Consider the following 26,339-nt stretch of genomic DNA (forward strand, 5'->3'; position numbering starts at 1 on the left):
ACTGTGAACCTGTTGACCCACCACCGGACTCTTTCCACGGGATTGGCATGTGCGGCTTTGTTGAGCCTGGTCGCGTGCTCCACGCCTGAAACTGCGGGCACGGGCACAGTGCCGCGCACGGGCGGCAATGCCTACAGCACGGGCGCTGGGCAAGTGCATGTGGTGCAGCCGGGAGAGACCTTGAGCCGCATCGCCCAATCGTATGGGCGCACTTGGCAAGAATTGGCCCGCTGGAACAACCTGACCGATCCGAACCGCTTGGCGGTGGGGCAGTCCTTGCGAGTCACTCCGCCTGGCACGGCCACAGCCACTGCACCTGCCACATCCACGGGGACCACTGGCGGCAGTCCCAGCACCAGCACCGAGACACCCACCCCGAGCACCGTGGGCACGCCTCCGACGACCGGCGCTGCCGGAACTTCAGCCACTGGCAGCGTGATGCCCAGCCCGTCGGCCATCGTCAACCCTGCGGTGGGCATGGCGGTCGATCCGGCGGACAGTCTCACAGACGCCCAAGGCATCCGCTGGAGTTGGCCGGCCTTGGGCACGGTGATCGTTGGGTACGGCGACGGGGGCAGCAAAGGCGTGTCGATTGCTGGCAAGCCGGGGGATGCCGTCATGGCGGCTGCCGATGGGCGTGTGGTGTACGCCGGATCGGGGCTGCGTGGCTACGGCAACCTCATCATCGTCAAGCACTCGACCTCATTCCTCACGGCCTACGCCCACAACCAAGCCCTGTTGGTCAAAGAGGATCAGGCCGTCAAGCGCGGACAAAAAATCGCCGAGATGGGTTCGATCGATGCGGATCGTGTCAAGCTGCACTTTGAGGTGCGCAAAGATGGCAAGCCTGTCGATCCGGTGAAGTACCTGCCGGCTCGCTGATTTGGCAGAGGGGCATCTGGCGGGATAATCCCGCCCCATGACTCAGAAGGACGAATGGCTCAAGGTCGAATCACTCGACATGGAAGCCCAGGGCGTGGCCCACAACAGCGAAGGCAAGGTCGTTTTCATTGAAGGCGCCTTGCCCGGTGAAGAAGTGCAGGTGGACGTGGGCCGCCGCAAGAACCAGTGGGAGCAGGCGACGATGCGCCTGCTGCGCCGCGAGAGTTCGCAGCGCGTGCGCCCGGGTTGCCCCCACTTTGGTTTGCATGCCGGTGCTTGCGGGGGCTGCAAGATGCAGCACCTCGACGCTGCCGCCCAAGTGGCGATCAAACAGCGTGTGCTGGAGGACAACCTGCAACACCTCGGCAAAGTGCGTGCCGAGCGCATGTTGCGCCCGGTGGAAGGCCCGACCTGGGGTTATCGCTTCCGCGCCCGGTTGTCGGTGCGTTACGTGCCGCGCAAGGAAACAGTGCTGGTGGGCTTTCACGAGCGCAAATCGCGCTACGTGGCGGACATGCAGGTCTGCAAAGTGCTGCCCGAGCACGTAAGCGCCATGCTCATGCCGCTGCGTGAGCTGATCGGCAGCATGGACGCCCGCGACCGCTTGCCGCAAATCGAGCTGGCCATCGGCGATGGCATCACCGCGCTGGTGCTGCGCAATTTGGAACCGCTGTCCGCTGCCGATGCGCAGCGCTTGCGGGACTTCGCGGCCATTCACCAAGTTCAATGGTGGCTGCAACCCAAGGGGCCGGACACGGTGCATTTGCTGGACGAAGGCGGCCCGCAACTGGCCTACAGCCTGCCCGAGTTTGGCCTGAAGATGCCCTTCAAGCCGACCGACTTCACCCAGGTGAACCACCACATCAACACCGTGCTGGTGGGCCGGGCGCTGCGCATGCTGGATGCGCAACCCGATGAGCGGGTGATCGACTGGTTCTGCGGCCTGGGCAACTTCACCCTGCCGATTGCCACCCAAGCGCGTGAGGTGCTGGGCATCGAAGGCAGCGAGGCGCTGGTGGCGCGTTCACGCGAAAACGCCCAATTCAATGGCCGCACCAATGCCACGTTTGCGGCGCGCAACCTGTTCGAGCTGGGGCCGGATGATCTCGTGGCCTATGGCCAGGCCAGCAAGTGGCTGGTCGATCCACCGCGTGAAGGCGCCTTCGCGCTGTGCAAGGCGCTGGGCGACATCCAAGCCGAGCCGCGTGAGGGTTGGACGCCGCCCAAGCGCATCGTTTACGTGAGCTGCAACCCGGCGACGCTGGCGCGTGACGCTGGTTTGCTGGTGCATGTGGCGGGGTATCGCTGCGTCACCGCTGGGGTGGTGAACATGTTCCCGCACACGGCGCATGTGGAAAGCATGGCCGTGTTTGAGCGCGACTGACCCCTCGCGGCACACCATGAAAAAGGGCTCCCGAGGGAGCCCTTTGTTTTTGCTGCGAAGCGGGTGCTTATTCGCGTTCGCCGCCGAAGATGCCCAGCAGGGACAGCAGGCTCTGGAACACGTTGTAGATGTCCAGATAGATGGCCAGCGTGGCGGCGATGTAGTTGGTCTCACCGCCGTCGATGACGCGCTTGATGTCGTAGAGCATGAAGGCCGAGAACAGGCCGATGCACAGCACCGACAAGGTCAGCATCAGCGCGCTGGACTGCATGAACACGTTGAGGATGCCGGCCACCAGCACGATCAAGGCACCGACCATCAAGAACTTGCCCATGCCGCTCAGGTCACGCTTGATGACGCTGGCCAGCGTGGCCATGCCGACGAACACCAGGGCGGTGCCACCGAAGGCGGTCATGATGAGCGAAGGGCCGTTCTGGAAGCCGAGGATCGCAGCGATCAAGCGCGACAGCATCAGGCCCATGAAGAACGTGAAGGCCAGCAGCACGCCGACACCGGTGGCCGATTCCTTGGTCTTCTCAATCGCGTACATGAAGCCGAAGGCGCCGGCCATGAACACGATCATGCTCACCATCGGGTTCATGAGGGTGGCAATGCCTGTCGCAACGCCAACCCAGGCCCCCAACACCGTTGGCAGCATCGACACAGCGAGCAGCCAGTAAGTGTTGCGCAGCACGCGGTTGCGTTGGGCCAGCGAGCCTGTGCCGGCGCTGCCGGTATAGGTTTGCAGGCTGTCGTACATGGAACCTCCAGAGAAGATGAGGGGGTGGAAACAAGCGCCGGGGCGCTGGAACTGCCGGGATTGGCATTGGCTGCTCTGATCGAGCGGCGGGATTCTAGTTCCCGCTCGTTGCTTTGATGGGGCGCAGCGGCGTGGCGGAAGGGGCGTCGGGTGTCCCCTGAAACGGGCGCTGAGTCGGTTGCTGCCTTGTAAAGTTGGGCCTTGCTCCCTCGGGTGGCACGCCAGAGGGGGGCGTGCTGGCCGTTTGCCGGTGTTTGGGAGATGAACATGCAGCAGGTACTCAACAGGGGGGCACAACGCCCTGGGTGGCCCGTCCGGGGCGTGGTGATGATGGCTTTGGCTGGTGGTCTGGCCGGTTGTGGCGGCGGGGATGGGGGTTCGAGCGATGAGGCGCGCTACGGTGTGGGTGGCACGCTGTCTGGGTTGGCATCGGGGGGCTCGGTGGTGGTGCAGCTCAATGGCGCCAACACCGTGACGTTGACGGCCAACGGCAGTTTCGTGTTTGGTGGCACGCTGGCCACGGGCACGGCGTATGTCGTGGCGATCAAAACCCAGCCCAGTGGCCAAGCGTGTACCGTGGCCCATGGCAGCGGCACCCTGGCGGGGCGTGCGGTGAATGATGTGGCGGTGACGTGTGCCGACACCCCTGCCGCCACCGGCAAACTGCCCGACACCGGCATCACCGCCAGCCAGTGTTACGCCGTTGCCAGCGATGCGTTGGTGAGCTGCACCAGCGCCGCTGCCAAGGCCCTGAACCCCGCGCAAGATGGCATGACGGGCCGGGATGTGACCAGCTCCAGCAACGCCGATGGCAAGCTGGGTTTCAGCTACACCAAGATCGCGGCCGATGGCAGCACGTTGCCCGCCAGCGCCACCACTTGGGATTGTGTGAAAGACAACATCACCGGCCTGATGTGGGAGGTGAAAACAGCGGATGGCGGTTTGCGGGATGTGAACAAAACCTACACCCACTACACCAGCACCACCGAGGCGCAGTTCTGGAACGGCTCGGCGTACGTACCGCCCACCCAGGCGCAGATTGACGCCGCCACCAACACCGTGGGCTATGTGGCCGCTGTGAATGCTGCTGGCCTGTGCGGCAAGACGGACTGGCGCTTGCCCACCGTAGATGAACTGCAAGGGTTGGTGGATTACGGGGTGGACTACACCACCGATAAGCCGATGATTGATGAAACCTACTTCCCCAACACGGCAGTTAGTGGGGATACGTGGGGTTGGGGGGGGTACTGGGCGTCGTCCCCGGTGGTGGGCAGCCCGGACAGCGCCTGGTACGTCAACTTCGGCTACGGCGACGTCTACGGCAACGACCGCGGCAACACCGGCCATGTCCGGTTGGTGCGGTAGTTGGGGGTGAGGTTGCCCGTCAGTGTTTGGCTTGTTGGAGAAACGTGTGAATTTGCCCCTACCCCCCATTTATCGGGATTGCCGGCGCCTGCTGGTGCATACCGAGGAGCTGGTGCGCCGATGCAACGGTTTGGCTCCCCTCTCCCCTTGCGGGAGAGGGGCTGGGGGAGAGGGGGCGCCACACCCACAACGCCTGCACCAGCTCCAGCATGTGGAGTTGAGTTTTGCGGCGGGCTTTCCTGCGGGCCACGGTTTCCCCCTCTCCCCAACCCCTCTCCCGCAAGGGGAGAGGGGCTTTACGTGGCAGGGCAATGTGTTTTTTTTGAACTTGTTGGATGCATAGGGAGCTTGACATGATGAACCTTCTTCCCCCCTCTGCCCGCTGGGCTTTGCTGGCGGGCCTGTGCCTGCTCGGCAGCGCCCAGGCGCAAAGCCGCTACACCGTGGCCAGCAGCGGCACCGAGGTGACGGACACCAAAACCGGCCTGACCTGGCAGCGTTGCAGCGCGGGCCAAAGCTGGAATGGCAGCACCTGTACCGGCAGCGCCGCCACCTACACCCACGAGCAGGCGTTGGCCTACGCCAAAACGCAGACGGGCTGGCGCCTGCCCTCGGTGAAGGAGCTGTCCAGTTTGGCCGATAAGGGCCGCAGCAACCCAGCCATTGACACCACCGCTTTCCCGGCAACAGCCTCTGACTGGTACTGGACGTCGTCCCCGGTGGTGGGCTCCCCGGTCAGCGCCTGGGACGTCAGCTTCAACTACGGCGGCGTCAACGGCGCCAGCCGCGACCTCACCTACCATGTCCGGTTGGTGCGGTAGTTGGGGGTGAGGTTGCCCGTCAGTGTTTGGGGCGCGTAGCGCCTTTGGGGCATGCGCCCTGTGCGGGGAAAGGGCTCAAGCGTGGCGCAGATCTGCAAAGTTGCTGATCCTCACCGCACCGTCAGGAAAGCGGGCCACCACTTCCAGCTCACCTCCCATCGCCTCAATGTGGCTGCGCAATGTGGAGATGTACATGTCGGCCCGCTTTTCCATTTTGGCAATCGCGGGGTGCTGGACGTGCAGCACATCCGCCAGCATTTTTTGCGAGAGCCCACGCGCTTGCCTCAGCTCTTGCAGGGGCATTTCGGCCAGCATGGCCTGAGCTTGGGCGGCAGATTGCGCCTGGGCTTCGGGTGTCATGCTGGCCCGCAGATGTGCAAACTTTTTAGTCATCAGTCAGCCCTTCCTTTCCAAGTTGCGCCAAGTGTTCGTCGTAGAGCTGGTCTGCCAGGGGCAGATGGATGTCTCAGCGGGGCGGCTGAAAGAGCCACCCGCGAAAGCCCCACTGTAAGACTGGGTCAGGTTTGACTATAATCAGCGGGTTTACCCCAAAACAAAGCCGCCCAGCGAATATCGCTTCTGAAAATTCCACGCCGAGCCCGCAGCCGATGCACCGAGTCCGCATCGCGCCAGCCGGGTGACGGGTTGGGCGCGCAAACTCTGGAGTTCCCCTTGTTGCCCGTCCTGCCCCCCGCGATCCTGGCACTTGCAGACGGCACGGTCTTTTTCGGCACCTCGATCGGCGCAGCCGGTCACACCGTTGGTGAAGTGGTGTTCAACACCGCGCTCACCGGCTACCAAGAAATCCTCACTGACCCGAGCTACTGCCGGCAGATCGTGACCCTCACGTATCCGCACATCGGCAACTACGGCGTCAACGCTGAGGATGTCGAGGCGTCCAAAGTCCATGCCGCTGGCCTCATCATCAAAGATCTGCCCATCCGCGTGTCCAACTTCCGCCAGAACCAGACGCTGTCTGAGTACCTGCGCGAACAAGGCACCGTGGCCATTGCCGATCTGGACACCCGCCGCCTCACCCGCGTGCTGCGCACCACCGGCGCCCAAAACGGCTGCATCGCCACCTTCGAAGCTGGTTATGTGGTGACCGAGGCCGACAAGGCCGAAGCCATCGCCCGTGCCCAAGCCGCGCCCAGCATGGCCGGCCAAGATCTGGCCCAAGTCGTCACCACCGCCGCTTCGTTCGAGTGGACACAAACCGAGTGGAAGCTGGTCGGCGGCTACGGCACGCAGGATGCGCCGCGCTTCCACGTTGTGGCCTACGACTTTGGCGTCAAGCGCAACATCCTGCGCATGTTGGCCGAGCGCGGCTGCAAAGTCACCGTGGTGCCCGCCAAGACGCCCGCCGCCGACGTGCTGGCGCTGAACCCGGACGGCGTGTTCCTCTCGAACGGCCCGGGTGACCCGCAGCCGTGCGACTACGCTATCGCCGCCGCCCAGACGCTGATCGAATCCGGCAAGCCGACCTTCGGCATCTGCCTGGGTCATCAGATCATGGCGCTGGCCTCGGGCGCCAAGACCTTCAAGATGAAGTTCGGCCACCACGGCGGCAACCACCCGGTGAAGGATCTGGACAGCGGTCGCGTGTCGATCACCAGCCAGAACCACGGCTTCGCGGTGGATGCCGAGTCGCTGCCCGCCAACCTGCGCCCGACGCATGTGAGCCTGTTCGATGGCACGCTGCAAGGCCTGGCCCGCACCGACAAACCGGCGTTCTGCTTCCAGGGCCACCCGGAAGCCTCGCCCGGCCCGCACGACATCGCCTACCTGTTTGACCGTTTCATCGGTCTGATGGAACAAGCCTCCGCCTGACGGCCCAGCGCCGCCCGGCCCCGCCGCATTGACGACCTCGCGCCCGGTGTGCCCCTCGCACACCGGGCGTTTCACAAAAGGAGCAAGCCCCATGTTCGGCATCACCGACCTCGGAACCTACGTGCTCGGCGTGATCTTCATCGTGCTGCTGCCGGGGCCGAATTCGCTGTATGTGCTGTCGGTGGCGGGGCGGCGCGGCGTGCGCGCCGGCTACGCTGGCGCCTGCGGCGTGTTCCTGGGCGACACCATCCTGATGCTGCTCACCGCCGCTGGGGCCGCCTCGCTGCTGAAGGCCGCGCCGGCGCTGTTCCTCGTCATCAAATCAGTGGGGGCGGCTTACCTCGCCTGGGTGGGCATTCAGTTGCTGCGCTCGGCCTGGCAACAGTGGCGCGGGACGGTGGTTGCATCCACCAGCGAACCCGCTGCCGATCTCAGCCAGCCGTTCCGCCGCGCTCTGCTCATCAGCCTGCTGAACCCGAAGGCGATTCTGTTTTTCCTGTCGTTCTTCGTGCAGTTTGTTGATCCGGCGTATGCCTACCCGGCTGTGACCTTCCTCGCGCTCGGGGCCATCGTGCAGTTCTTCAGCGCCGTGTACCTGTCGGTGCTCATCCTGGCCGGTGCGCGTCTCGCGGCGGCCTTCCGGGCCCATCGCCGTGCCGCCAGCGTCACCAGCGGCAGCGTGGGCACCCTGTTCCTCGGATTCGGCGCCAAGCTCGCCACGGCCAGCCTGGGCTAAGCCCACGCCCGCGCCCCAGCCTGAAACGCCAACAAGACCTTCCAAGCCATGCCAAAACGTTCAGATCTCAAGAGCATCCTCATCATCGGCGCCGGCCCGATCATCATCGGCCAGGCCTGTGAGTTCGATTACTCCGGCGCCCAAGCCTGCAAGGCCCTGCGCGAAGAGGGTTACCGCGTCATCCTGGTCAACTCCAACCCGGCCACGATCATGACCGACCCGGACACGGCCGACGTCACCTACATCGAGCCGATCACCTGGCAGGTGGTGGAAAAAATCATCGCCAAGGAGCGCCCGGACGCCGTGCTGCCCACCATGGGCGGCCAAACCGCGCTGAACTGCGCGCTGGATCTGCACCGCAACGGCGTGCTGGCCAAGTACAACGTCGAGATGATCGGTGCCAACGAGCACGCCATCGAAAAGGCCGAAGACCGCCTGAAGTTCAAGGACGCGATGACCAAGATTGGCCTGGATTCGGCCAAGTCCGGCATCGCGCACACGCTGGAAGAAGCGTGGGGTGTGCAAAAGCGCATCCAGGCTGAAATCGGCGGCTCCGGCTTCCCGATGGTGATCCGCCCCAGCTTCACGCTGGGCGGCACCGGTGGTGGCATCGCCTACAACCCGGAGGAGTTCGAGGAGATCTGCAAGCGCGGCATCGACCTCTCGCCCACTAACGAGTTGCTGATCGAAGAAAGCCTGATCGGTTGGAAAGAGTACGAAATGGAAGTGGTTCGCGACAAGGCGGACAACTGCATCATCGTCTGCTCCATCGAAAACCTGGATCCGATGGGCATCCACACCGGGGACTCGATCACCGTCGCCCCGGCGCAAACGCTCACCGACAAGGAATACCAGCTCCTGCGCAACGCCTCCATCGCCATCCTGCGCGAAATCGGCGTGGACACTGGTGGCTCCAACGTGCAGTTCTCGATCAACCCGAACAATGGCCGGATGATCGTGATCGAGATGAACCCGCGTGTGTCGCGTTCCTCGGCGCTGGCGTCCAAGGCCACGGGGTTCCCGATCGCCAAGGTCGCGGCCAAGCTGGCCGTGGGTTACACCCTGGACGAGCTGAAGAACGACATCACTGGCGGCGCCACCCCGGCGTCGTTCGAGCCGTCGATCGACTACGTCGTCACCAAGATCCCGCGTTTTGCCTTCGAGAAATTCCGCGAAGCCGATCCGCACCTGACGACGCAGATGAAGTCCGTGGGCGAAGTGATGGCCATGGGCCGCACCTTCCAGGAATCGTTCCAAAAGGCGTTGCGTGGCTTGGAAACCGGCATCGACGGCCTGACCGAACGCAGCGATGACCGCGAGGAAATCGTCGAGCAGATCGGCAGCCCCGGCCCCGAGCGGATCCTGTTCCTGGCCGATGCCTTCCGCGTCGGCATGAGCTTGGATGAAGTGTTCGAAGAAACGGCGGTGGATCCGTGGTTCCTGGCGCAGATTGAGCAGCTCATCAGCGTGGAAAAGAGCTTGGCCGGCCGCACGCTGGACAGCCTCTCGAAGGACGAGCTGTATTTCTTGAAGCGCAAGGGCTTCTCGGATCGCCGCTTGGCCAAGCTGCTGGGCACGAACCAGCACGACGTGCGCGCCAAGCGCCACGCCCTGAACGTGCGTCCGGTCTACAAGCGTGTGGACACCTGCGCCGCCGAGTTCGCCACCCAAACCGCCTACCTCTATTCGACCTACGACGAGGAATGCGAAGCCGCGCCCACCGACAAGAAAAAGATCATGGTGCTGGGCGGTGGCCCGAACCGCATCGGCCAGGGCATCGAGTTTGACTACTGCTGCGTGCATGCCGCGCTCGCCATGCGCGAGGATGGTTACGAAACCATCATGGTCAACTGCAACCCGGAAACCGTCTCCACCGACTACGACACCTCCGATCGCCTCTACTTCGAGCCGGTGACGCTGGAAGACGTGCTGGAGATCGTGGACAAGGAACAGCCGGTCGGCGTGATCGTGCAGTACGGCGGCCAAACGCCGCTCAAGCTGGCCCTGGATCTGGAACGCGCTGGCGTGCCCATCATCGGCACCACGCCGGATTCGATCGACATCGCTGAAGACCGCGAGCGCTTCCAGCAATTGCTGCACTCGCTGGGCCTGAAGCAGCCGCCGAACCGCACCGCCCGTACCGAAGACGCGGCGATGCAGATGGCGCACGAGATTGGCTACCCGCTGGTGGTGCGTCCGTCCTACGTGCTGGGTGGCCGGGCGATGGAAATCGTCCATGGCGACAAGGACTTGGAACGCTACATGCGCGAAGCCGTGCGTGTCTCTGACAAGTCGCCCGTGCTGCTGGATCGCTTCCTCGACGACGCCGTCGAAGTGGACGTGGACTGCATCAGCGATGGCACCGATGTGATGATCGGCGGCATCATGGAGCACATCGAACAAGCGGGCGTCCACTCAGGCGACTCGGCTTGCTCGCTGCCGCCTTACACGCTGTCGGCTGAGTTGCAAGACGAGCTGCGCCGCCAAACCGCCTTGATGGCCAAGGCGCTGAAGGTGGTCGGCCTCATGAACGTGCAGTTCGCCGTGCAAGGTGACGTGGCCGCCGGTGCCGACGCTTGGACGGTGTACGTGCTGGAGGTGAACCCGCGTGCTTCGCGCACGGTGCCGTACGTGTCCAAGGCCACCGGCCAGCAACTGGCCAAGATCGCTGCGCGCTGCATGGCCGGCCAAAAGCTGGTTGACCAAAAGGGCCTCGGCGGCAAGCCGCCGGTCGAAGTGGTGCCGCCGTACTACTGCGTCAAGGAAGCGGTGTTCCCCTTCAACAAGTTCCCCGGCGTGGATCCGATCCTCGGCCCTGAAATGCGCTCCACCGGTGAAGTGATGGGCGTGGGCCGCACCTTCGCCGAAGCCATGCTCAAGAGCCAGTTGGGCGCCGGTTCGCGTCTGCCGCGCAAGGGCAATGTGGTGCTGTCGGTCAAGGGCAACGAGCACGCTCGCGCAGCGGCCATCGCCCAGGATTTGCATGCGCTGGGCTTTGGCATCATCGCCACCAAAGGCACGGCGGCGGCCATCGCTGCGGCGGGCGTGCCAGTGCGCACCATCCATAAGATTAAGGAAGGGCGCCCCAACATCGCCGACTTGATCAAGGCTGGTGAAATCCAACTCGTCTTCACCACGGTGGACGAAACCCGCACCGCCATCGCCGATTCGCGTTACATCCGCACCGCTGCGCTGGCCAACCGCGTCACCTACTACACCACGATGGCCGGTTGCGAAGCCGCCACCGAGGCGTTGAAGCACCAAGATGGCCTCGAAGTCATCTCGGTGCAGGAGATGCACGCTGCGCTGGCCTGAAGCCCGCAAGCTGCTTTAAACTGCGCGCTTTGACGCACGCCCCGGTCGGTCACGGCCGGGGCGTCTTGCCGTCACGGTTGCCCCAAACGCGCCCCTTGGCGCGTTTTCATTTTTCTGCCCATCCAAACGACCCGACATGAGCACCATCCCATTGACCAAGCGCGGTGCCGAAAAGCTCAAGGAAGAGCTGCATCGCTTGAAGACCGTTGAACGCCACGCCGTGATCGAGGCCATCGCCGAAGCCCGTGCCCAGGGTGACCTGTCGGAAAACGCCGAATACGAAGCCGCCAAAGACAAACAAGGCTTCATCGAAGGTCGCATCCTCGAAATCGAAGGCAAGCTGGCCGCCGCCAAAATCATCAATCCGGCGGAGTTGGATGCGGGCGGTCGCGTGGTGTTTGGTGCCACCGTCGAGCTGGAAGACGAAGACAGTGGCAAGCGCGTCACCTACCAAATCGTGGGGGATGACGAGGCCGATTTGAAGCTGGGGCTGGTGTCGATCAGCTCGCCCATCGCCCGTGCCTTGATCGGCAAAGAAGTGGGTGATGTGGCCGTGGTGCGGGCGCCGGGCGGCGAACGCGGCTACGAAATCATCAACGTTCAATACAAATAAGCACCATGACGGCACAGGTGAGCCGTCGCCACGCTGGGCTGGAACGGCTGCGGCGTGTGTTGCCGGGGCTGTGGGCCGGGATGTTGCTGTGCGTCATGGGGCTGGCCACGCCGGCACCGTTTGCCACGCTGCCGGTGGCGGAGGCGGGCAAAGTCGTCGGCCATGTGTTTGCGCGCGAGGCGTCGCTGAGTTTGGTGCTGGCCGTGGCGCTGCTGCTGTTGGAGCGGTGGCGAGCAGCGGCGTGGTCGGCGGAGCACGAGCGCACGGTGCCGCGCTGGAGCGCCGAGATGTTGCTGGTGCTGGGCACGGTGTTTTGCACCGTAGCGGGCTACTACGCGGTGCAGCCGATGATCGCCCAAGCCAAAGCTGGGCTGGCCACACCGCTGAGTTTTGGCCAGTTGCACGCCCTCAGTTTCGGGCTGTTCGGCGTCAAGATCGCCTTGACGCTGGTGCTGACCTGGCGGGCCAGCCGCCCGGCATGAGGGCGGACGGGCGCTCAGGCGTTCTGGGCGCGTTTTTTGGCGCTGACCTTGAAGGTCTTGGCGCGTTTGACCATGCCGCCAGCGGTCAGGCGCTGGTTGCCAAACACCGTCACTTTGGCGATGTTGGGGCGGCCCGTGCCGTTCTTGGCGTACTTCACCACCTTGACCACACGCGGTGCGGCCATGCGGCTTTCTTCTGGGGTTTTTTCCTTGGCAGGCAGCGGGCGCCACAGCACCAGCAGCTTGCCGATGTGCTGGACGGGTGCGGCGTTGAGCTGGTCGGCCAGGGCGTTGAGCATGTCTTCGCGGGCGGTTCGGTCGTCCGAGAACACGCGCACTTTGATGAGGCCGTGGGCGTTGAGCGCGGCGTCGGTTTCTTTGACGATGGCGGGGGTCAGGCCCTCGGCGCCGATCATGACGACGGGGCTGAGATGGTGTGCGTCGCTGCGCTTGGCTTTGCGCTCGACGGGTGTCAATTGAATGGCAGGCATCCTCGTATTATCCCTTCACGATGAAAATCAACACCAAAAGCAAGAAGGTCAACAAAGCGTGGTTGAACGATCACGTCAACGACCCCTATGTGCGCCTGGCGCAAAAAGAGGGCTTTCGTGCCCGGGCGGCCTACAAACTCAAGGAGCTTGACGAAGCTTTCCAGCTCATCCGCCCCGGCCAAGTGGTGGTGGATCTGGGGTCGGCGCCGGGGGCGTGGAGCCAGTACCTGCGCCGCCGTTTTGCGCCCAAGGTGGCTGGCGCCGGCGGCGCCGCCACCGGGGAACTGGACGGTACGCTGATCGCGCTGGACATTCTGCCGATGGAAGCCATCGACGGTGTGCAATTCATTCAGGGCGATTTTCGGGAAGATGGGCCGTTGAACGAGCTGGAAACCGCGTTGGCCGGTCGCCCGGTGGACGTGGTGGTGTCGGACATGGCGCCCAACCTCTCCGGCATTCCGAGCACGGACGCAGCGCGCATCGTGCATTTGGTTGAACTGGCGGTGGATTTTTCCATCCGACACCTGCGCCCCCAAGGCGCTTTGGTGGCGAAAGTGTTTCATGGTGCGGCCTACGATCCGTTGCAGGCGCTGTTTCGGCAACACTTCCGGGTGGTCAAGGCCCACAAGCCCAAATCCTCGCGGGACAAATCCGCCGAAACCTTTTTGGTGGGCATCGGTCTGAAAAAAACCGGCGCATGATGCGCGGCCCGTGCAAGACCCGATCATGAGTTGGGCTGCTTGAAACGGGCCCAAGCTGAGGGGTTGACTCTTCTAGAATCGACCCCATCTGCCCCAACAGGTGGCGTTTCGTCGGCCGGTCGGCGACGCCATCGCAGCAAGTGAACCATAGAAGGAGCCGCGGTGAACAACCAGTGGATTTCGAAAGTCGGCGTCTGGCTGGTGATTGCCTTGGTGCTTTTCACCGTCTTCAAGCAGTTTGACCGGGTGGCCACACCGGGCAACCAGATCGGGTACTCCGATTTTCTGGAGGAAGTGCGCAACAAGCGCATCAAGAGCGTGACCATCCAAGAAGGCATGGGCAGCGTGGAGATCAGCGCCGAGACCACGGAAGGGCGCCGCATCCGTACCACGGGCACGTTTTTGGATCGTGGCCTGTCGGGCGATTTGATCAGCAACGGCGTCAAATTTGATGTGCGTCCGCGTGAGGAGCCGTCGCTGCTGACGAGCTTGCTGATGTCCTGGGGCCCGATGATTCTGCTGATTGGCGTCTGGGTGTACTTCATGCGCCAGATGCAAGGCGGCGGCAAGGGCGGGGCTTTCAGTTTCGCCAAGAGCAAGGCCCGCATGTTGGACGAGGCGAACAACTCGACCACGTTCGCCGACGTGGCCGGCTGCGACGAAGCCAAGGAAGAAGTCAAAGAGCTGGTGGACTTCCTGAAGGATCCGCAAAAGTTCCAGAAGCTGGGCGGGCGCATTCCGCGTGGCGTGCTGCTGGTCGGCCCGCCGGGAACGGGTAAGACGCTGCTGGCCAAGGCCATTGCCGGTGAAGCCAAGGTGCCGTTCTTCAGCATTTCGGGCTCGGATTTCGTGGAAATGTTCGTCGGCGTGGGCGCGGCCCGCGTGCGCGACATGTTCGAACAAGCCAAGAAGAGCGCCCCGTGCATCATCTTTGTGGATGAAATCGACGCCGTGGGCCGTCACCGTGGCGCCGGCCTGGGCGGCGGCAACGACGAGCGCGAACAAACCCTCAACCAGATGCTGGTGGAGATGGACGGCTTCGAGACCAACCTTGGTGTGATCGTCATGGCGGCCACCAACCGCCCGGACATCCTCGATCCGGCCTTGCTGCGCCCCGGTCGTTTCGACCGCCAGGTGTATGTGACGCTGCCCGATGTGCGGGGCCGCGAGCAAATCCTCAACGTCCACATGCGCAAAGTGCCGGTGGGTCAAGACATCCGCGCCGACATCTTGGCACGTGGCACGCCGGGCTTCTCGGGCGCCGATCTGGCCAACTTGGTGAACGAAGCCGCGTTGTTCGCTGCGCGCCGCAATGGCCGCGTGGTGGAAATGGTGGACTTTGAGCGCGCCAAGGACAAGATCATCATGGGCCCGGAGCGCAAGTCCATGGTCATGCCCGAGGACGAGCGTCGCAACACGGCTTACCACGAAGCAGGCCATGCCCTCATTGGCCGCCTGCTGCCCAAGTGTGACCCGGTGCATAAAGTCACCATCATCCCGCGTGGCCGCGCTCTGGGCGTGACCATGAGTTTGCCCGAGCGGGATCGGTACAGCTACGACCGGGACTACATGCTGAACCAAATCAGCATGCTGTTCGGGGGGCGCATTGCCGAAGAGGTGTTCATGAACCAAATGACCACCGGCGCCAGCAATGACTTCGAGCGAGCCACCCACATCGCCCGCGACATGGTGACGCGCTACGGCATGACCGACGAACTCGGGCCCATGGTCTACGCGGAGAACGAGGGTGAAGTGTTCCTGGGCCGTTCGGTGACCAAGACCACCAGCATGTCGGAAGAAACCATGCGCAAGGTCGATTCGGTGATCCGCCGCATCATCGACGAGCAATACGCCGTGGCCCGCAAGCTCATCGAAGACAACCAAGACAAGATGCACGCCATGGCCAAAGCGCTGCTCGATTGGGAAACCATCGACGGTGATCAGTTGGACGACATCATGTCTGGTAAGCCACCGCGTCCGCCCAAGGATTGGACGCCTTCGGCCAACAAGACCGGCGGCGGCGCAGTGCCCCCGGTGAGCACGGGCGGCACGGCAGCGGCGGTGTGATCGTCGCCTGAGCCGAGCGCGGCGCATGCAGCGCCGCATCATCACCAACGGGGCCCCGCGCCCCGTTCGTTTTTGGGGATCGCCATGTTGTGGCAAACCGCCCGTTTTGCATTGGATTTGCGTGCCCGTCCGCTGGTGATGGGCATCGTCAACACCACGCCCGATTCGTTCTCAGATGGCGGGCGTGACACAGCCGCCGCCATCGCCCACGCCGAGCGCTTGTGTGCCGAAGGTGCGGACATTCTCGACATCGGGGGCGAGTCCACCCGCCCAGGGTCGCAGATGCCCTCGGTGGAGGAGGAGCTGTGCCGCGTCCTGCCGGTGGTGCGCCAAGCGGTGCGTTGGGGTGTGCCGGTGTCGGTGGACACCAGCCGCCCCGAAGTCATCCGCGCCGTGCTGGAGGCTGGCGCCGACATCGTCAACGACGTGCGCGCTTTGACGTGGCCGGGTGCGCTGGCGGCGGTGCAAGCCTTCCCCGGTGTCGGGGTGTGTTTGATGCACATGCAAGGCCAACCCGCCACCATGCAGGCCAATCCATGTTACGAGGAGGCGAACGGCGGTGTGGTCGGCGAGGTGCGGGCTTTTTTGGCCGACCGCTTGGCCGCCGTGACCGCAGCGGGCGTCGCGCCCGCGTGCATCACCCTCGATCCTGGGTATGGTTTCGGCAAGAGCCAAGCCCACAATTTGGCGCTGTGGCGGGCGCAACGTGAATTGCTTGCGTTGGGGCGTCCGCTGCTGGTCGGCTGGTCACGCAAAGGCACGCTGGGTCAGATCACCGGGCGGCCTGTGGGCGAGCGGCTGGTGGCCAGCGTGTCGGCGGCGTTGGCGTCGGTGGCCTTGGGCGCACGCATCGTGCGGGTTCACGATGTGGCAGCGACAGTGGATGCGCTCAAAGTCTGGCAAGCCGCCGGGCTGGATGATGTGCAACCCTGACTTTTCATTCGAAAGCATTTCAGACATGACGCGCAAGTATTTCGGCACCGATGGCATTCGTGGCACCGTGGGTCAATCGCCCATCACGGCAGACTTCGCGCTGCGCTTGGGCCATGCGGTGGGCCGTGTGCTGCAACAACAAGCCCAAGGTGGCCGGGCGCCCACGGTGCTCATTGGCAAAGACACCCGCATTTCGGGCTACATGCTGGAAAGTGCGCTCGAAGCGGGTTTTGCGTCTGCGGGTGTGAACGTGCTGCTCACCGGCCCGCTGCCCACGCCCGGCGTGGCCTACCTGACGCGTGCGCTGCGCTTGGATTTGGGCGTGGTCATCAGTGCATCGCACAACGCTTATCCGGACAACGGCATCAAGTTTTTCTCCGCCCGGGGCCAAAAGCTGCCCGATGCGTGGGAGCTGGAAGTCGAAGCCGCCCTGGCGCAAGAACCGGTGTGGGTCGATTCGATGCGCCTGGGCCGCGCTCGTCGATTGAACGACGCCCAAGGCCGTTACATCGAGTTTTGCAAGAGCACCGTCAGCGGTGAAATGAGCCTGAAGGGGCTGAAGCTGGTGATCGATGCAGCGCACGGGGCTGCCTACCAAGTTGCGCCGGCGGTGTTCCATGAGCTGGGCGCGGAGGTGGTGGCCATCGGTTGTGCGCCCAACGGCACCAACATCAACGATGGGGTCGGGGCGACTTCGCCGGCTGCGTTGGTGGCGGCTGTCCAAGAGCACGGCGCCGATTTCGGCATCGCGTTGGATGGCGACGCGGATCGGCTGCAATTGGTCGATGGCACAGGCCGGCTGTTCAATGGCGACGAATTGTTGTACCTGCTGGCGGTGGATCGCCTGAACCACGGCGAGCGGGTGCCTGGTGTGGTCGGCACGCTCATGACGAACATGGCGATCCAAGTCGCACTGCAACGCCGGGGGGTGGACTTGGTGCGCGCCAAGGTGGGCGACCGTTATGTGCTCGAAGACCTGGGCCGCCACGGCTGGCTGCTGGGGGGCGAAAGTTCGGGCCACCTGTTGGTGCTCGATCAGCACAGCACGGGCGACGGCATCATCAGCGCGTTGCAAGTGTTGCAGGCGGTGCAGCGCAGTGGTCAGCCCATGGGCGAAGGGCTGCTGGCGGGGGTGACGCTGTTCCCGCAAACCATGATCAACGTGCCGTGGCGCGTCGGGCAGGTGTGGACGCAGTTTCCGGCCCTGGTGCAAGAAGTTGAGCACGTCACGGCGGAGTTGGGGCAGCGGGGGCGGGTGTTGATCCGCGCATCGGGCACCGAGCCGGTGTTGCGCGTCATGGTCGAAGCGCAAGACACGGCACTGGCCCGCAGCCAAGCTGAACGGTTGGTGGCAGCGGTGCGCCATGTGACAACCGCTTGACGCTTTTTGACAGTGTGACAACCGGCTAAACGGGTGTCACATCGCTGTCACAGGCGCTTTCTACAGTGCAAGGCATACGGGGAGACCCTGGGTCGGGCTCCCATCCCCTTTCACTGAGGAAAGACGCATGAAGTTCTCTGCCTTGTTCCGCGCTGTTATCGCTGCATCGACCTTTGCCGTGGCGCTGTCGGCCAGCGCCCAGGAAGTGACCGGCGCTGGCGCCTCCTTCCCGGCACCGATCTACGCCAAGTGGGCCGACGCCTTCAACAAGGCCACTGGCGTCCGCATCAACTACCAATCGGTGGGTTCGGGCGCTGGTATCAAGCAAATCAAGGCCAAGACGGTCGATTTTGGCGCTTCCGATTCGCCGCTCAAGGACACCGATCTGGCCACCGATGGCATGGTGCAATTCCCGATGGTGATCGGCGGCGTGGTGCCGGTGGTCAACGTCAAGGGCCTTCAGCCGGGCCAGCTCAAGCTGTCCGGCCAAGTGCTGGGGGACATCTACTTGGGCAAGATCACCAAGTGGAACGACCCGGCCCTGGTCGCCCTGAACCCGGGTGTCGCTTTGCCGGATGCCGACATCCAAGTCGTGCGCCGTGCTGACGGTTCGGGCACCAGCTTCCTGTTCACCAACTACCTGTCCAAGGTGAACGCCGAGTGGAAGGCCAAGGTTGGCGAAGGCACGGCTGTCAACTGGCCGACCGGTGCGGGTGGCAAGGGCAACGAAGGCGTGTCGTCCTACGTCATGCGCCTGCCGAATTCGATTGGTTACGTCGAATACGCCTACGCCAAGCAAAACAAGATGACCCATGTGCTGATGAAGAACCGCGATGGTGCCTTCGTTGGCCCGGATGACGCGACGTTCAAGGCCGCCGCCGCTGGTGCAGACTGGGCCAAGAGCTTCTACCAAGTGCTGACCGACCAGCCCGGCAAAGACGCTTGGCCGCTCACTGGCGCCACCTTCATCCTGATGCACAAGTCGCAGGTGAAGCCGGAGAACGCAGCAGCGGCGCTCAAGTTTTTCGAGTGGTCGTACGTCAATGGCGACAAGACGGCGGCCGAACTGGAGTTCGTGCCCATGCCTGACTCTGTGAAAACGCTGGTGCGCAAACTCTGGGGTGACATCAAGGATCCAGCGGGCAAGGCCATCGCCTACCGCTGATCGTTGTCGATCGCTGTCGATCGTTTTTGACCCTCCCTTCAGCGAGCCGTGCGGGCCTGGGTGCCTGCGCGGCCGTTGGCGTCGGTTTCATCACCTTGCTGCCCTGGGGGCTTGACGTGTCCGCATCTCTTCCTGCTCGATCTCTGCCAGAGCCTGGCCTCATGCAAAGAAGTTCTCCGACTGGTAGCCCGGATCCGCGCCGTGCGCGGGCGCCGTGGGCCGATTCGCTGTTTGCCTTCGCAGCCCACGCCGCCGCGTGGCTGACCCTGGCGCTGCTGCTGGGTATTTTGGTGTCCCTGGTCATGGGGGCCGCTCCGGCGATTGAGGCTTACGGCCTGTCCTTCCTCTGGCGCGCCGAATGGGACCCTGCGGGTGAGAAGTTCGGCGGCCTGGTGATGATCTACGGCACGCTGATGACCTCGATCATTGCCCTGGTGATCGCCGTGCCGGTGAGTTTTGGCATCGCGCTGTTTTTGACCGAGTTGTCGCCCAACTGGTTGCGCCGTCCGCTGGGCGTGGCGGTGGAGCTGCTGGCGGCGGTGCCTTCCATCGTGTATGGCATGTGGGGCTTGCTGGTGTTCGGCCCGCTGCTGGGCACCTATGTGCAACAGCCCCTGCAAGCCTTGTTCAAGGGCGTGCCGGTGCTGGGGGCGTTGTTCTCTGGCCCGCCGGTGGGCATCGGGCTGCTGTCGGCTGGCATCATCCTGGCGATCATGATCATCCCGTTCATCGCTTCGGTGATGCGTGATGTGTTCACCATCACCCCGCCGATGCTCAAAGAATCCGCCTACGGTCTGGGTTCCACGACCTGGGAAGTGGTGTGGAACGTCGTGCTGCCGTACACCAAGGCCGGCGTGATCGGCGGTGTCATGTTGGGCCTGGGCCGCGCCTTGGGTGAAACGATGGCTGTCACGTTCGTCATCGGCAACATGAACCAGCTCGATTCGCTGTCGCTGTTTGAAGCGGCCAACAGCATCACCTCCGCGCTGGCCAACGAGTTTGCCGAAGCTGGCGAAGGCTTGCACCAAGCGTCGCTGATCTACCTGGGCCTGGTGCTGTTCTTCATCACCTTCGTGGTGTTGACCTGCTCCAAGCTGTTGCTGGCCCGCCTGAAGAAGAACGAAGGAGCCCGTTCATGAGCTTCATGACCCTCGATGCGCAGCGCCTGGCGCTGCACCAGCGCCGCAAGCGCATCAACGCCGTGGCTTTGAGCCTGTCTCTGGCGGCGATGGCTTTCGGTGTGTTCTGGCTGCTGTGGATTCTGTTTGAAACCGTGCGTTTGGGGATCGACGGCTTGACTTGGGCCGTGTTCACCGAAATGACCCCGCCACCCCAAGCCGAAACCGGCGGTTTGGCCAATGCCCTGTATGGATCGGCCTTGATGGTCGGGCTGGCCACGCTGGTGGGTACGCCCATCGGCATTTTGGCTGGCATCTACGTGGCCGAGTACGGCCAGCGCAGCCTGCTGGGCAAAGCGGTGCAGTTCATCAACGACATCTTGCTGTCCGCCCCGTCCATCGTCATCGGCCTGTTCATCTACACCGTGGTGGTGGCGCGCTTCAAGACCTTCTCGGGCTGGGCCGGCGTGTGTGCCCTGGCGCTGATCGTCATCCCGGTGGTGATTCGCACCACAGCGGACATGCTGGCGCTGGTGCCCCACGCCCTGCGCGAAGCGGCCTACGCTCTGGGCACGCCGAAGTGGAAGGTGATCCTCAGCATCACCTTGAAGTCGGCCCGTGCCGGGGTGGTGACGGGCGTGCTGTTGGCCGTGGCGCGCATTTCGGGTGAAACCGCGCCGCTGCTGTTCACTGCGTTGTCGAACCAGTTCTGGACGTCCAACTTGGACGGCCCGGTGGCCAGCTTGCCGGTCACCATCTTCAAATTCGCCATGAGCCCCTACGAGAACTGGCAGCAGCTCGCCTGGGCGGGCGTGTTCATCATCACCGTGGGCGTGTTGGCGCTCAACATCCTGGCGCGCGTGTTGTTCCGCAACAAGCACTGACCCCCAGCTTCAAAGGCCCCGTCATGGACACCAAAGTGACTTCCCCCGTGAGCGAAAAAGCCAAGATTTCCGTTAAGGATCTGAACTTCTACTACGGCAGCTTCCACGCCCTCAAGCGCATCAACCTGGACATTCCCGAAAAGAAGGTCACGGCCTTCATCGGCCCGTCGGGTTGCGGCAAGTCCACCCTGTTGCGCACCTTCAACCGCATGTTCGAGCTGTACCCGGAGCAGCGCGCCGAAGGCCAAATTTTGGTCGATGGCGAAAACGTGCTGGACAGGCGCATGGACGTGTCCTTGGTGCGTGCCAAAGTCGGCATGGTGTTCCAGAAGCCGACGCCGTTCCCGATGTCGATCTACGACAACATCGCCTTCGGCGTGAAGCTGTTCGAAAACCTGTCGCGGGTCGAGATGGATGAGCGCGTCGAATGGGCGCTGAAAAAGGCCGCCCTCTGGAACGAGGTGAAGGACAAGCTGCACCAAAGTGGCTCGGGCCTGTCCGGTGGCCAGCAGCAACGCTTGTGCATCGCACGCGGCATCGCCATCAAGCCGGAAGTGCTGCTGCTGGACGAACCCTGCTCGGCACTGGACCCGATCTCCACCGGCAAAGTCGAAGAGCTGGTGGACGAGCTGAAGTCGGATTACACCGTGCTCATCGTCACACACAACATGCAACAAGCCGCCCGCGTGTCCGACTACACGGCCTACATGTACCTGGGCGATCTGGTCGAATTCGGCCCGACACGCGATGTGTTCATGAAGCCGACCAAGAAGGAAACCGAGGACTACATCACCGGCCGTTTCGGCTGATCGCTGCCCTGCGCCGAGGAGGCATCATTTCATGGACAAACACCTTTCCACCCAGTTCGACGCTGAGCTGAGCGGCGTCTCCACCCGCGTGCTGGAGATGGGCGGCATGGTCGAAGCGCAAGTCGCCCAAGCCATCTACGCACTCACCCATTTCAGTGCAGAAACGGCGGCGCAAGTGCTGTCGGCGGAATCCAAGGTCAACGCGCTCGAAGTTGAAATCGACGCGGATCTGTCGGCCATCATCGCCCGGCGCCAGCCCACCGCCCGCGACCTGCGTTTGCTGATCGCCATCTCCAAAACCATCGGCAACCTGGAGCGCGTCGGCGATGAAGCCGCCCGCATCGCTCGCACGGTGCAAAACCTCATCAACACGGGGGTGTTCAGCCGCCTGAAGCTGCCGGTGTCGGACGTGTCTTACGAGGCCGACCTGGCCACCGCCTCGCTGCGCAAGGCGTTGGACAGCTTTGCGCGCCTGGACACCGTGCAAGCCCTGGAAGTCATCAAACAAGACAACCTCATCGACCAAGAATTCGACGGCATGCTGCGCAAGCTCATCACCTACATGATGGAAGACCCGCGCACCATTTCGGCGTCGATTGACTTGGTGTTCGTCGCCAAGGCGATCGAACGTGTGGGTGACCACGCCAAGAACCTGGCCGAACAGGTGATTTACATTGTCAAGGGCACGGATGTGCGCCACAACAGCGTCGATGCGGTCGAATCCGTGGCGCTGCGGCGTGGATAAGGAGTGGTGAGCATGTCCACGGTGCTGGTGGTCGAAGACGAGTCGGCGATTGCCGAACTGATTGCCATCAACCTGCGCCACGCAGGTTTTGAGGTGACGCTGGCGGAGAACGCCGAACAGGCCACAGCCGCCGTCGATGCGGTACTGCCCGATTTGGTGCTGCTGGATTGGATGCTGCCGGGGCAGTCGGGGGTGTCGCTGGCGCGGCAGTGGCGGGCGCAGTCGCGCACCCGCGAGCTGCCCATCATCATGCTGACGGCGCGTGCCGATGAGGCCGACAAGGTCAGCGGCCTGGACGCCGGGGCGGATGACTACCTGACCAAGCCGTTCTCCACCCAGGAACTACTGGCGCGCATCCGCGCCGTGCTGCGGCGGCGCATGCCCGAAGCGTTGGACTCGGCGGTGGAAATCTCCGGTTTGCGCCTCGATCCGTCCACGCGGCGGGTGACGCGCCACGGGGCCGAAGTCAAAGTCGGCCCGACGGAGTTTCGGCTGCTGCACTTTTTCATGACGCACCCGGAGCGCGTTCACAGCCGGTCGCAGTTGCTCGACCGGGTGTGGGGCGACCATGTGTTCATTGAGGAGCGCACGGTGGACGTTCACGTCAAGCGCTTGCGTGAAGCCCTGAACCCGGCTGGGTGCTCCGCCATGATCGAAACCGTGCGCGGCGCCGGCTACCGTTTGACCGAGCTGCCGGTGGCAGCTTCGGCCACTTGAGTCCGCAACCGACAACGCCAAGGGAGGGGATGATGTGGTGGATCGTGCCGCGCATCCTGGCGGCGGTGGCGTGGATCGCGGGCCTCACGGCAGCGGGTGCGGCACTGGGACACATGTGGGCCTGGGACTGGCAAGGCGGCCTGGTAGGGTGCGTGCTGGCCTCGGGGGTGTGGGTGGCACGGGATTCGTGGCGCGGCGTGCGCCTGGATCGCTGGCTCAACCTGACGCCGGACGCGCATACGCCATTGGAGTCTGGGCTGTGGGGCCACGTGGGGGTGCGGGTCGAGCGGCTGCTGCGCCAGCGCGAGGCCGACACCCGGCGCGAGCAAGCGCGCCTCAGCCATTTCTTGCAAGCCATTGAAGCCTCACCCAACGGCGTGCTGCTGCTGGATGAGCACGAGCAAATCGAGTGGTGCAGCGTGGTCGCAGCCGATCACCTGGGGCTGGATGCACAGCGTGACTTGCGTCAGCGCATCACCAACCTCGTGCGCGTGCCGGCCTTCGTCAAGGCCCTGCATGAGGCGCCGGACGATGCCGATCCAGTCGTGTCCCTGCCGCGTCCGCGTGGCCAGGGCACGGTGCTGGTGACGTTGCGGCGTTTCGGTGAAGGCCAGCGCCTGCTGTTGACGCAGGACATCACCGAGCGCGAACGCAACGAGGCGATGCGGCGAGATTTTGTCGCCAACGTGTCGCATGAAATCCGCACGCCGTTGACGGTGCTGGCCGGTTTCATCGAAACCATGGCGACACTGCCGCTGACCGAAGCCGAACGCAAACGTGTGCTGGTGTTGATGGATCAGCAGTCCAGGCGCATGCAAGCCTTGGTGGGTGATCTGCTGGCGCTGGCGCGCTTGGAGGGCAGCCCGCGTCCGCCGCTGGATCAGTGGGTCAGCCTGGACAAAATCGGGCAAGCCATCGAAGCCGAGGCGCGGGGCCTGTCGGCAGGGCGGCATCGTTTCAGCTTTGATTGGGGCCATGGCATCCGCCTGGCCGGCAGTGAAAGCGAGTTGCAAAGCGCCGTGGCCAACTTGGTGAACAACGCGGTGCGTTACACCCCCGGGCAAGGCGGGCTCATCACCGTACGCTGTGAGCTTCGCAGCGAAGGCGGTGTGGCCATTGAGGTGCGGGACAGTGGCCCCGGCATCGCCCCGGAACACATCCATCGCCTGACCGAGCGGTTTTACCGCGTCGATGGCAGTCGTTCACGCGAGACGGGGGGCACCGGGTTGGGGCTGTCCATCGTCAAGCACGTGGTGCAGCGCCACGGAGGCGAGTTGCAGATTCGCAGCGAGGTGGGGCAGGGGGCGTGTTTCTCACTGCTGCTGCCGGCCTTGCGTTGCCGTTGTGTCGTGCCGGTGAGTGCGCCAACACCCGCCCCCCTTGAAGCCGATCAGGAAGCCGACGGTCGCTGATACACCCAGGTTTGGGTGTGTCGATCCGTTGGCCGACGCACCCGGGCCAGCAGCACCCAGCCTTCGGGGGCGCCGCTGGGCTCGGCGGCGTTGGTGCGCGACTCGATCAACCAGTGGTTGCAGCCTGGGCTGCCCGCCAGTACGTCACTGCGGCGGATGCCGTGGCGGCCCAGCGGCTGCACGCGGTACCCGCCCAGGGCCTCCAATGCCGCGATGCTGGGGCGCGATCCGCCTTGCAGCACCACACAACTGCCACGCGGCACATGGCGCGCCAGGGCGGTGATCAGCGGACGGGGGCTGCGGGCGTAGTCCAGCACGGGCAGCAGCAGCGTCATGGTGAGCAGCCAGCTCAGCGTCACGCCGCTGGCGGGCAGCACCAGGGTTTTCCAGAGCGGATGGCGGTGGCGGGCGGTGCGCCAGCGCACCAAGGCCAGCCAAGCCAGCGTGCCCAGCGCAGCGAACAGCAGCTCCACGGCTTGGAAGCGCACCTCAAACCCCGGCGCCAGCCGCAGAATGTTGGCCAGCGGCTGAGCTGGCACACCGCCTTGCATGGAGGCGTAGATCACCCATACCGCCAGCGCTGCCAGGCTGAAAAAGAACACCGAAAACCAGTCGATCGCTGCTCCGGCGCTGCGCTGCAACGTGGGCAGGGCAAATGCGGCCAGCACGGCCAGGCCGGGCAGGGCGAGCATCAGCACGCGGTCGTAGCCGTTCATGAGCACGAACGCACCACTGCACACGGCCACCATGCTCAATGGAATCGAGATGTGCCGATGGTGCCAGTGGTGACGCCAGCGCCACAGCGTCCACAGCACCAATGGCCAAGTGGGCCAGGTGAACCACACCAGCGTCCGGCCCATGGCCCAGAGGCCGGCCAGCGAGCGTGGCCCATCCAAGCGCCAGCGCCAGGCATCGGCCCAGGTGGCCAGGCCAGCAGCCACCGCCAAGGCGAGCAGCAGCCAAGGACTCAGGCGACGCACCTGTGGATAGTTGGAGAAAGCCCACACCAGCCCACCCGCCGTGCCCAGCGCCAAGGCCAGCGAGGGGGCCCCGCTGAGCGCCAGTGCGACCACAGCCAACCCAGCCACCCAACCGGCGATGTGGGTGCGAAAAGGCGCCGCTGCCAAAGCCCACAACAACGCGGCCACCTCGCTGAGTTGCACCAGCTCGGGCGTGGTTTCATGCCCCAATTGCAGCAGGCCCAGGCAGGCGACCAAGGCCAACAGGGCGCCATCAGCCAGGGCGCGGGCATAGTCCACCGGATGGGCCTCGCCCCCGAAAGCGAAACGCACCGGCTGCGCCGCTTCCGTGCGGGCCAGATGGAACGTGGCATACCAAACGCCCGCCAAAGTGGCCAACAGCAGCAGCGCAAAAGGCAGGCGGGCGGCCAGCGCTGGGTCGATCCACGAACCCAGTGCTTGGATGAACACTGCGCCCAGCCAGTGCGGTAACAACGCGCCATCGGTGGGCAGACCGCCCAGCATCGGCGCCAGCCACGACGTGCGTCCCTCCGCCATGGCCAGCATGTAGGCGTAGGCGGTGAGGTCGGCATTGCGCCATGGGTCGCGGCCAATCACGCCGGGCAGGACATAGGCCGCGCACAGCAGCCACAACGCCCAACGGGGCAACGCCTGGGCTGCGCGATGGGGCACGAGTGCGGGGGTGGGCAGGTTCACGGAAGCCATGGGCCAACAAACTCAACAGGCGAAAAAAAAGGCAGCCGAGGCT

At 64.1% G+C, this 26,339-nt stretch carries 23 protein-coding genes and 1 pseudogene; 20 read left to right on the forward strand and 4 right to left on the reverse strand.

Annotation, left to right across the window (positions count from 1 at the left end; genetic code table 11):
• The first annotated feature begins 60 nt into the window (after positions 1-60).
• Both VITFI_RS08950 and rlmD read left to right on the forward strand, forming a co-directional pair.
• Complete coding sequence (locus VITFI_RS08950; RefSeq protein ID WP_232476539.1) at positions 61-882, forward strand: peptidoglycan DD-metalloendopeptidase family protein; 822 nt, start codon at positions 61-63, stop codon at positions 880-882.
• Positions 883-919: 37 nt separating this feature from the next.
• Positions 920-2,266: a 23S rRNA (uracil(1939)-C(5))-methyltransferase RlmD gene (gene rlmD, locus VITFI_RS08955; RefSeq protein ID WP_089416657.1), complete on the forward strand. Its 1,347-nt coding sequence runs from the start codon at positions 920-922 to the stop codon at positions 2,264-2,266.
• A gap of 67 nt (positions 2,267-2,333) precedes the next feature.
• Here rlmD and VITFI_RS08960 read toward each other — a convergent pair whose 3' ends face one another.
• The gene (locus VITFI_RS08960; RefSeq protein WP_089416658.1) at positions 2,334-3,026 is read right to left on the reverse strand and encodes a Bax inhibitor-1/YccA family protein; all 693 of its coding nucleotides are present in this window, start codon (positions 3,024-3,026) and stop codon (positions 2,334-2,336) included.
• 267 nt (positions 3,027-3,293) lie between these two features.
• On the opposite strand from VITFI_RS08960, the gene VITFI_RS08965 reads away from it, so the two are divergent.
• The gene (locus tag VITFI_RS08965; protein WP_157725624.1) at positions 3,294-4,391 is read left to right on the forward strand and encodes an Lcl C-terminal domain-containing protein; all 1,098 of its coding nucleotides are present in this window, start codon (positions 3,294-3,296) and stop codon (positions 4,389-4,391) included.
• Positions 4,392-4,744: 353 nt separating this feature from the next.
• Positions 4,745-5,212 (forward strand): Lcl C-terminal domain-containing protein, encoded by a 468-nt coding sequence (locus VITFI_RS08970; RefSeq protein WP_157725625.1) that lies wholly within the window; start codon positions 4,745-4,747, stop codon positions 5,210-5,212.
• A 75-nt stretch (positions 5,213-5,287) separates the two neighbouring features.
• On the opposite strand, the gene VITFI_RS08975 is transcribed toward VITFI_RS08970, so the two are convergent.
• A complete protein-coding gene (locus VITFI_RS08975) occupies positions 5,288-5,605 on the reverse strand; it encodes an XRE family transcriptional regulator (RefSeq protein ID WP_089416661.1) in 318 nt (105 codons plus the stop codon).
• Between the two features lie 291 nt (positions 5,606-5,896).
• Here VITFI_RS08975 and carA point away from each other — a divergent pair, with 291 nt between their 5' ends.
• The 5 genes from carA (at position 5,897) to VITFI_RS09000 (ending at position 12,188) form a co-directional block, all read left to right on the forward strand.
• Positions 5,897-7,042 (forward strand): glutamine-hydrolyzing carbamoyl-phosphate synthase small subunit, encoded by a 1,146-nt coding sequence (gene carA / locus VITFI_RS08980; protein ID WP_408645610.1) that lies wholly within the window; start codon positions 5,897-5,899, stop codon positions 7,040-7,042.
• 91 nt (positions 7,043-7,133) lie between these two features.
• Entirely contained in the window at positions 7,134-7,778 is a 645-nt protein-coding gene (leuE, locus tag VITFI_RS08985; RefSeq protein ID WP_089416663.1) for a leucine efflux protein LeuE, read from the forward strand.
• Positions 7,779-7,826: 48 nt separating this feature from the next.
• On the forward strand, positions 7,827-11,093 hold the full coding sequence (carB, locus tag VITFI_RS08990) for a carbamoyl-phosphate synthase large subunit (RefSeq protein ID WP_089416664.1): 3,267 nt from the start codon (positions 7,827-7,829) through the stop codon (positions 11,091-11,093).
• A 136-nt stretch (positions 11,094-11,229) separates the two neighbouring features.
• On the forward strand, positions 11,230-11,706 hold the full coding sequence (gene greA, locus VITFI_RS08995) for a transcription elongation factor GreA (RefSeq protein WP_089416665.1): 477 nt from the start codon (positions 11,230-11,232) through the stop codon (positions 11,704-11,706).
• A 5-nt stretch (positions 11,707-11,711) separates the two neighbouring features.
• Entirely contained in the window at positions 11,712-12,188 is a 477-nt protein-coding gene (locus VITFI_RS09000; protein ID WP_198301385.1) for a DUF4149 domain-containing protein, read from the forward strand.
• A gap of 224 nt (positions 12,189-12,412) precedes the next feature.
• On the opposite strand, the pseudogene VITFI_RS18435 reads toward VITFI_RS09000, so the two are convergent.
• Positions 12,413-12,679 (reverse strand): annotated as a pseudogene (locus tag VITFI_RS18435) (YhbY family RNA-binding protein); the annotation flags it as partial.
• A 20-nt stretch (positions 12,680-12,699) separates the two neighbouring features.
• Here VITFI_RS18435 and VITFI_RS09010 point away from each other — a divergent pair.
• From VITFI_RS09010 to phoR, 11 genes are all read left to right on the forward strand, one after another.
• Complete coding sequence (locus tag VITFI_RS09010; RefSeq protein WP_089416667.1) at positions 12,700-13,380, forward strand: RlmE family RNA methyltransferase; 681 nt, start codon at positions 12,700-12,702, stop codon at positions 13,378-13,380.
• A 162-nt stretch (positions 13,381-13,542) separates the two neighbouring features.
• Positions 13,543-15,447: an ATP-dependent zinc metalloprotease FtsH gene (gene ftsH, locus VITFI_RS09015; protein WP_089416668.1), complete on the forward strand. Its 1,905-nt coding sequence runs from the start codon at positions 13,543-13,545 to the stop codon at positions 15,445-15,447.
• Between the two features lie 84 nt (positions 15,448-15,531).
• Positions 15,532-16,380 (forward strand): dihydropteroate synthase, encoded by an 849-nt coding sequence (gene folP, locus VITFI_RS09020; RefSeq protein ID WP_089416669.1) that lies wholly within the window; start codon positions 15,532-15,534, stop codon positions 16,378-16,380.
• A gap of 25 nt (positions 16,381-16,405) precedes the next feature.
• Complete coding sequence (gene glmM, locus VITFI_RS09025) at positions 16,406-17,761, forward strand: phosphoglucosamine mutase (RefSeq protein WP_089418060.1); 1,356 nt, start codon at positions 16,406-16,408, stop codon at positions 17,759-17,761.
• A gap of 127 nt (positions 17,762-17,888) precedes the next feature.
• The gene (gene pstS / locus VITFI_RS09030; protein ID WP_089416670.1) at positions 17,889-18,926 is read left to right on the forward strand and encodes a phosphate ABC transporter substrate-binding protein PstS; all 1,038 of its coding nucleotides are present in this window, start codon (positions 17,889-17,891) and stop codon (positions 18,924-18,926) included.
• Positions 18,927-19,087: 161 nt separating this feature from the next.
• Positions 19,088-20,065, forward strand: a complete 978-nt coding sequence (pstC, locus tag VITFI_RS09035) for a phosphate ABC transporter permease PstC (RefSeq protein WP_089416671.1) — start codon at positions 19,088-19,090, stop codon at positions 20,063-20,065.
• Complete coding sequence (gene pstA / locus VITFI_RS09040) at positions 20,062-20,928, forward strand: phosphate ABC transporter permease PstA (protein ID WP_089416672.1); 867 nt, start codon at positions 20,062-20,064, stop codon at positions 20,926-20,928. Before pstC ends, pstA begins: the two co-directional genes overlap by 4 nt.
• A 23-nt stretch (positions 20,929-20,951) precedes the next feature.
• Positions 20,952-21,737 carry a phosphate ABC transporter ATP-binding protein PstB gene (pstB, locus tag VITFI_RS09045; RefSeq protein WP_089416673.1) on the forward strand — a complete coding sequence of 262 codons (786 nt, stop codon included), beginning with the start codon at positions 20,952-20,954 and terminating at the stop codon, positions 21,735-21,737.
• Positions 21,738-21,768: 31 nt separating this feature from the next.
• Complete coding sequence (gene phoU, locus VITFI_RS09050; protein ID WP_089416674.1) at positions 21,769-22,482, forward strand: phosphate signaling complex protein PhoU; 714 nt, start codon at positions 21,769-21,771, stop codon at positions 22,480-22,482.
• 12 nt (positions 22,483-22,494) lie between these two features.
• Complete coding sequence (phoB, locus tag VITFI_RS09055) at positions 22,495-23,199, forward strand: phosphate regulon transcriptional regulator PhoB (RefSeq protein ID WP_089416675.1); 705 nt, start codon at positions 22,495-22,497, stop codon at positions 23,197-23,199.
• Between the two features lie 29 nt (positions 23,200-23,228).
• Entirely contained in the window at positions 23,229-24,611 is a 1,383-nt protein-coding gene (gene phoR, locus VITFI_RS09060) for a phosphate regulon sensor histidine kinase PhoR (RefSeq protein WP_198301386.1), read from the forward strand.
• Here phoR and VITFI_RS09065 read toward each other — a convergent pair.
• On the reverse strand, positions 24,590-26,296 hold the full coding sequence (locus tag VITFI_RS09065; protein ID WP_198301387.1) for a hypothetical protein: 1,707 nt from the start codon (positions 26,294-26,296) through the stop codon (positions 24,590-24,592). The genes phoR and VITFI_RS09065 overlap by 22 nt on opposite strands.
• Positions 26,297-26,339 lie beyond the last annotated feature (43 nt).

The sequence above is a fragment of the Vitreoscilla filiformis genome (assembly GCF_002222655.1).
Taxonomy (GTDB): domain Bacteria; phylum Pseudomonadota; class Gammaproteobacteria; order Burkholderiales; family Burkholderiaceae_C; genus Ideonella; species Ideonella filiformis.

Coding starts and splice junctions, on each gene's coding strand:
- VITFI_RS08965 (WP_157725624.1), top strand. CDS start 3,294: ATGCAGCAGGTACTCAACAGGGGGGCACAACGCCCTGGGTGGCCCGTC.
- leuE (WP_089416663.1), top strand. CDS start 7,134: ATGTTCGGCATCACCGACCTCGGAACCTACGTGCTCGGCGTGATCTTC.
- greA (WP_089416665.1), top strand. CDS start 11,230: ATGAGCACCATCCCATTGACCAAGCGCGGTGCCGAAAAGCTCAAGGAA.
- pstC (WP_089416671.1), top strand. CDS start 19,088: ATGCAAAGAAGTTCTCCGACTGGTAGCCCGGATCCGCGCCGTGCGCGG.
- carB (WP_089416664.1), top strand. CDS start 7,827: ATGCCAAAACGTTCAGATCTCAAGAGCATCCTCATCATCGGCGCCGGC.
- pstS (WP_089416670.1), top strand. CDS start 17,889: ATGAAGTTCTCTGCCTTGTTCCGCGCTGTTATCGCTGCATCGACCTTT.
- VITFI_RS09065 (WP_198301387.1), bottom strand. CDS start 26,296: ATGGCTTCCGTGAACCTGCCCACCCCCGCACTCGTGCCCCATCGCGCA.
- VITFI_RS09000 (WP_198301385.1), top strand. CDS start 11,712: ATGACGGCACAGGTGAGCCGTCGCCACGCTGGGCTGGAACGGCTGCGG.
- VITFI_RS08960 (WP_089416658.1), bottom strand. CDS start 3,026: ATGTACGACAGCCTGCAAACCTATACCGGCAGCGCCGGCACAGGCTCG.
- pstA (WP_089416672.1), top strand. CDS start 20,062: ATGAGCTTCATGACCCTCGATGCGCAGCGCCTGGCGCTGCACCAGCGC.
- phoU (WP_089416674.1), top strand. CDS start 21,769: ATGGACAAACACCTTTCCACCCAGTTCGACGCTGAGCTGAGCGGCGTC.
- VITFI_RS09010 (WP_089416667.1), top strand. CDS start 12,700: ATGAAAATCAACACCAAAAGCAAGAAGGTCAACAAAGCGTGGTTGAAC.
- phoB (WP_089416675.1), top strand. CDS start 22,495: ATGTCCACGGTGCTGGTGGTCGAAGACGAGTCGGCGATTGCCGAACTG.
- rlmD (WP_089416657.1), top strand. CDS start 920: ATGACTCAGAAGGACGAATGGCTCAAGGTCGAATCACTCGACATGGAA.
- pstB (WP_089416673.1), top strand. CDS start 20,952: ATGGACACCAAAGTGACTTCCCCCGTGAGCGAAAAAGCCAAGATTTCC.
- phoR (WP_198301386.1), top strand. CDS start 23,229: ATGATGTGGTGGATCGTGCCGCGCATCCTGGCGGCGGTGGCGTGGATC.
- folP (WP_089416669.1), top strand. CDS start 15,532: ATGTTGTGGCAAACCGCCCGTTTTGCATTGGATTTGCGTGCCCGTCCG.
- VITFI_RS08970 (WP_157725625.1), top strand. CDS start 4,745: ATGATGAACCTTCTTCCCCCCTCTGCCCGCTGGGCTTTGCTGGCGGGC.
- glmM (WP_089418060.1), top strand. CDS start 16,406: ATGACGCGCAAGTATTTCGGCACCGATGGCATTCGTGGCACCGTGGGT.
- VITFI_RS08975 (WP_089416661.1), bottom strand. CDS start 5,605: ATGACTAAAAAGTTTGCACATCTGCGGGCCAGCATGACACCCGAAGCC.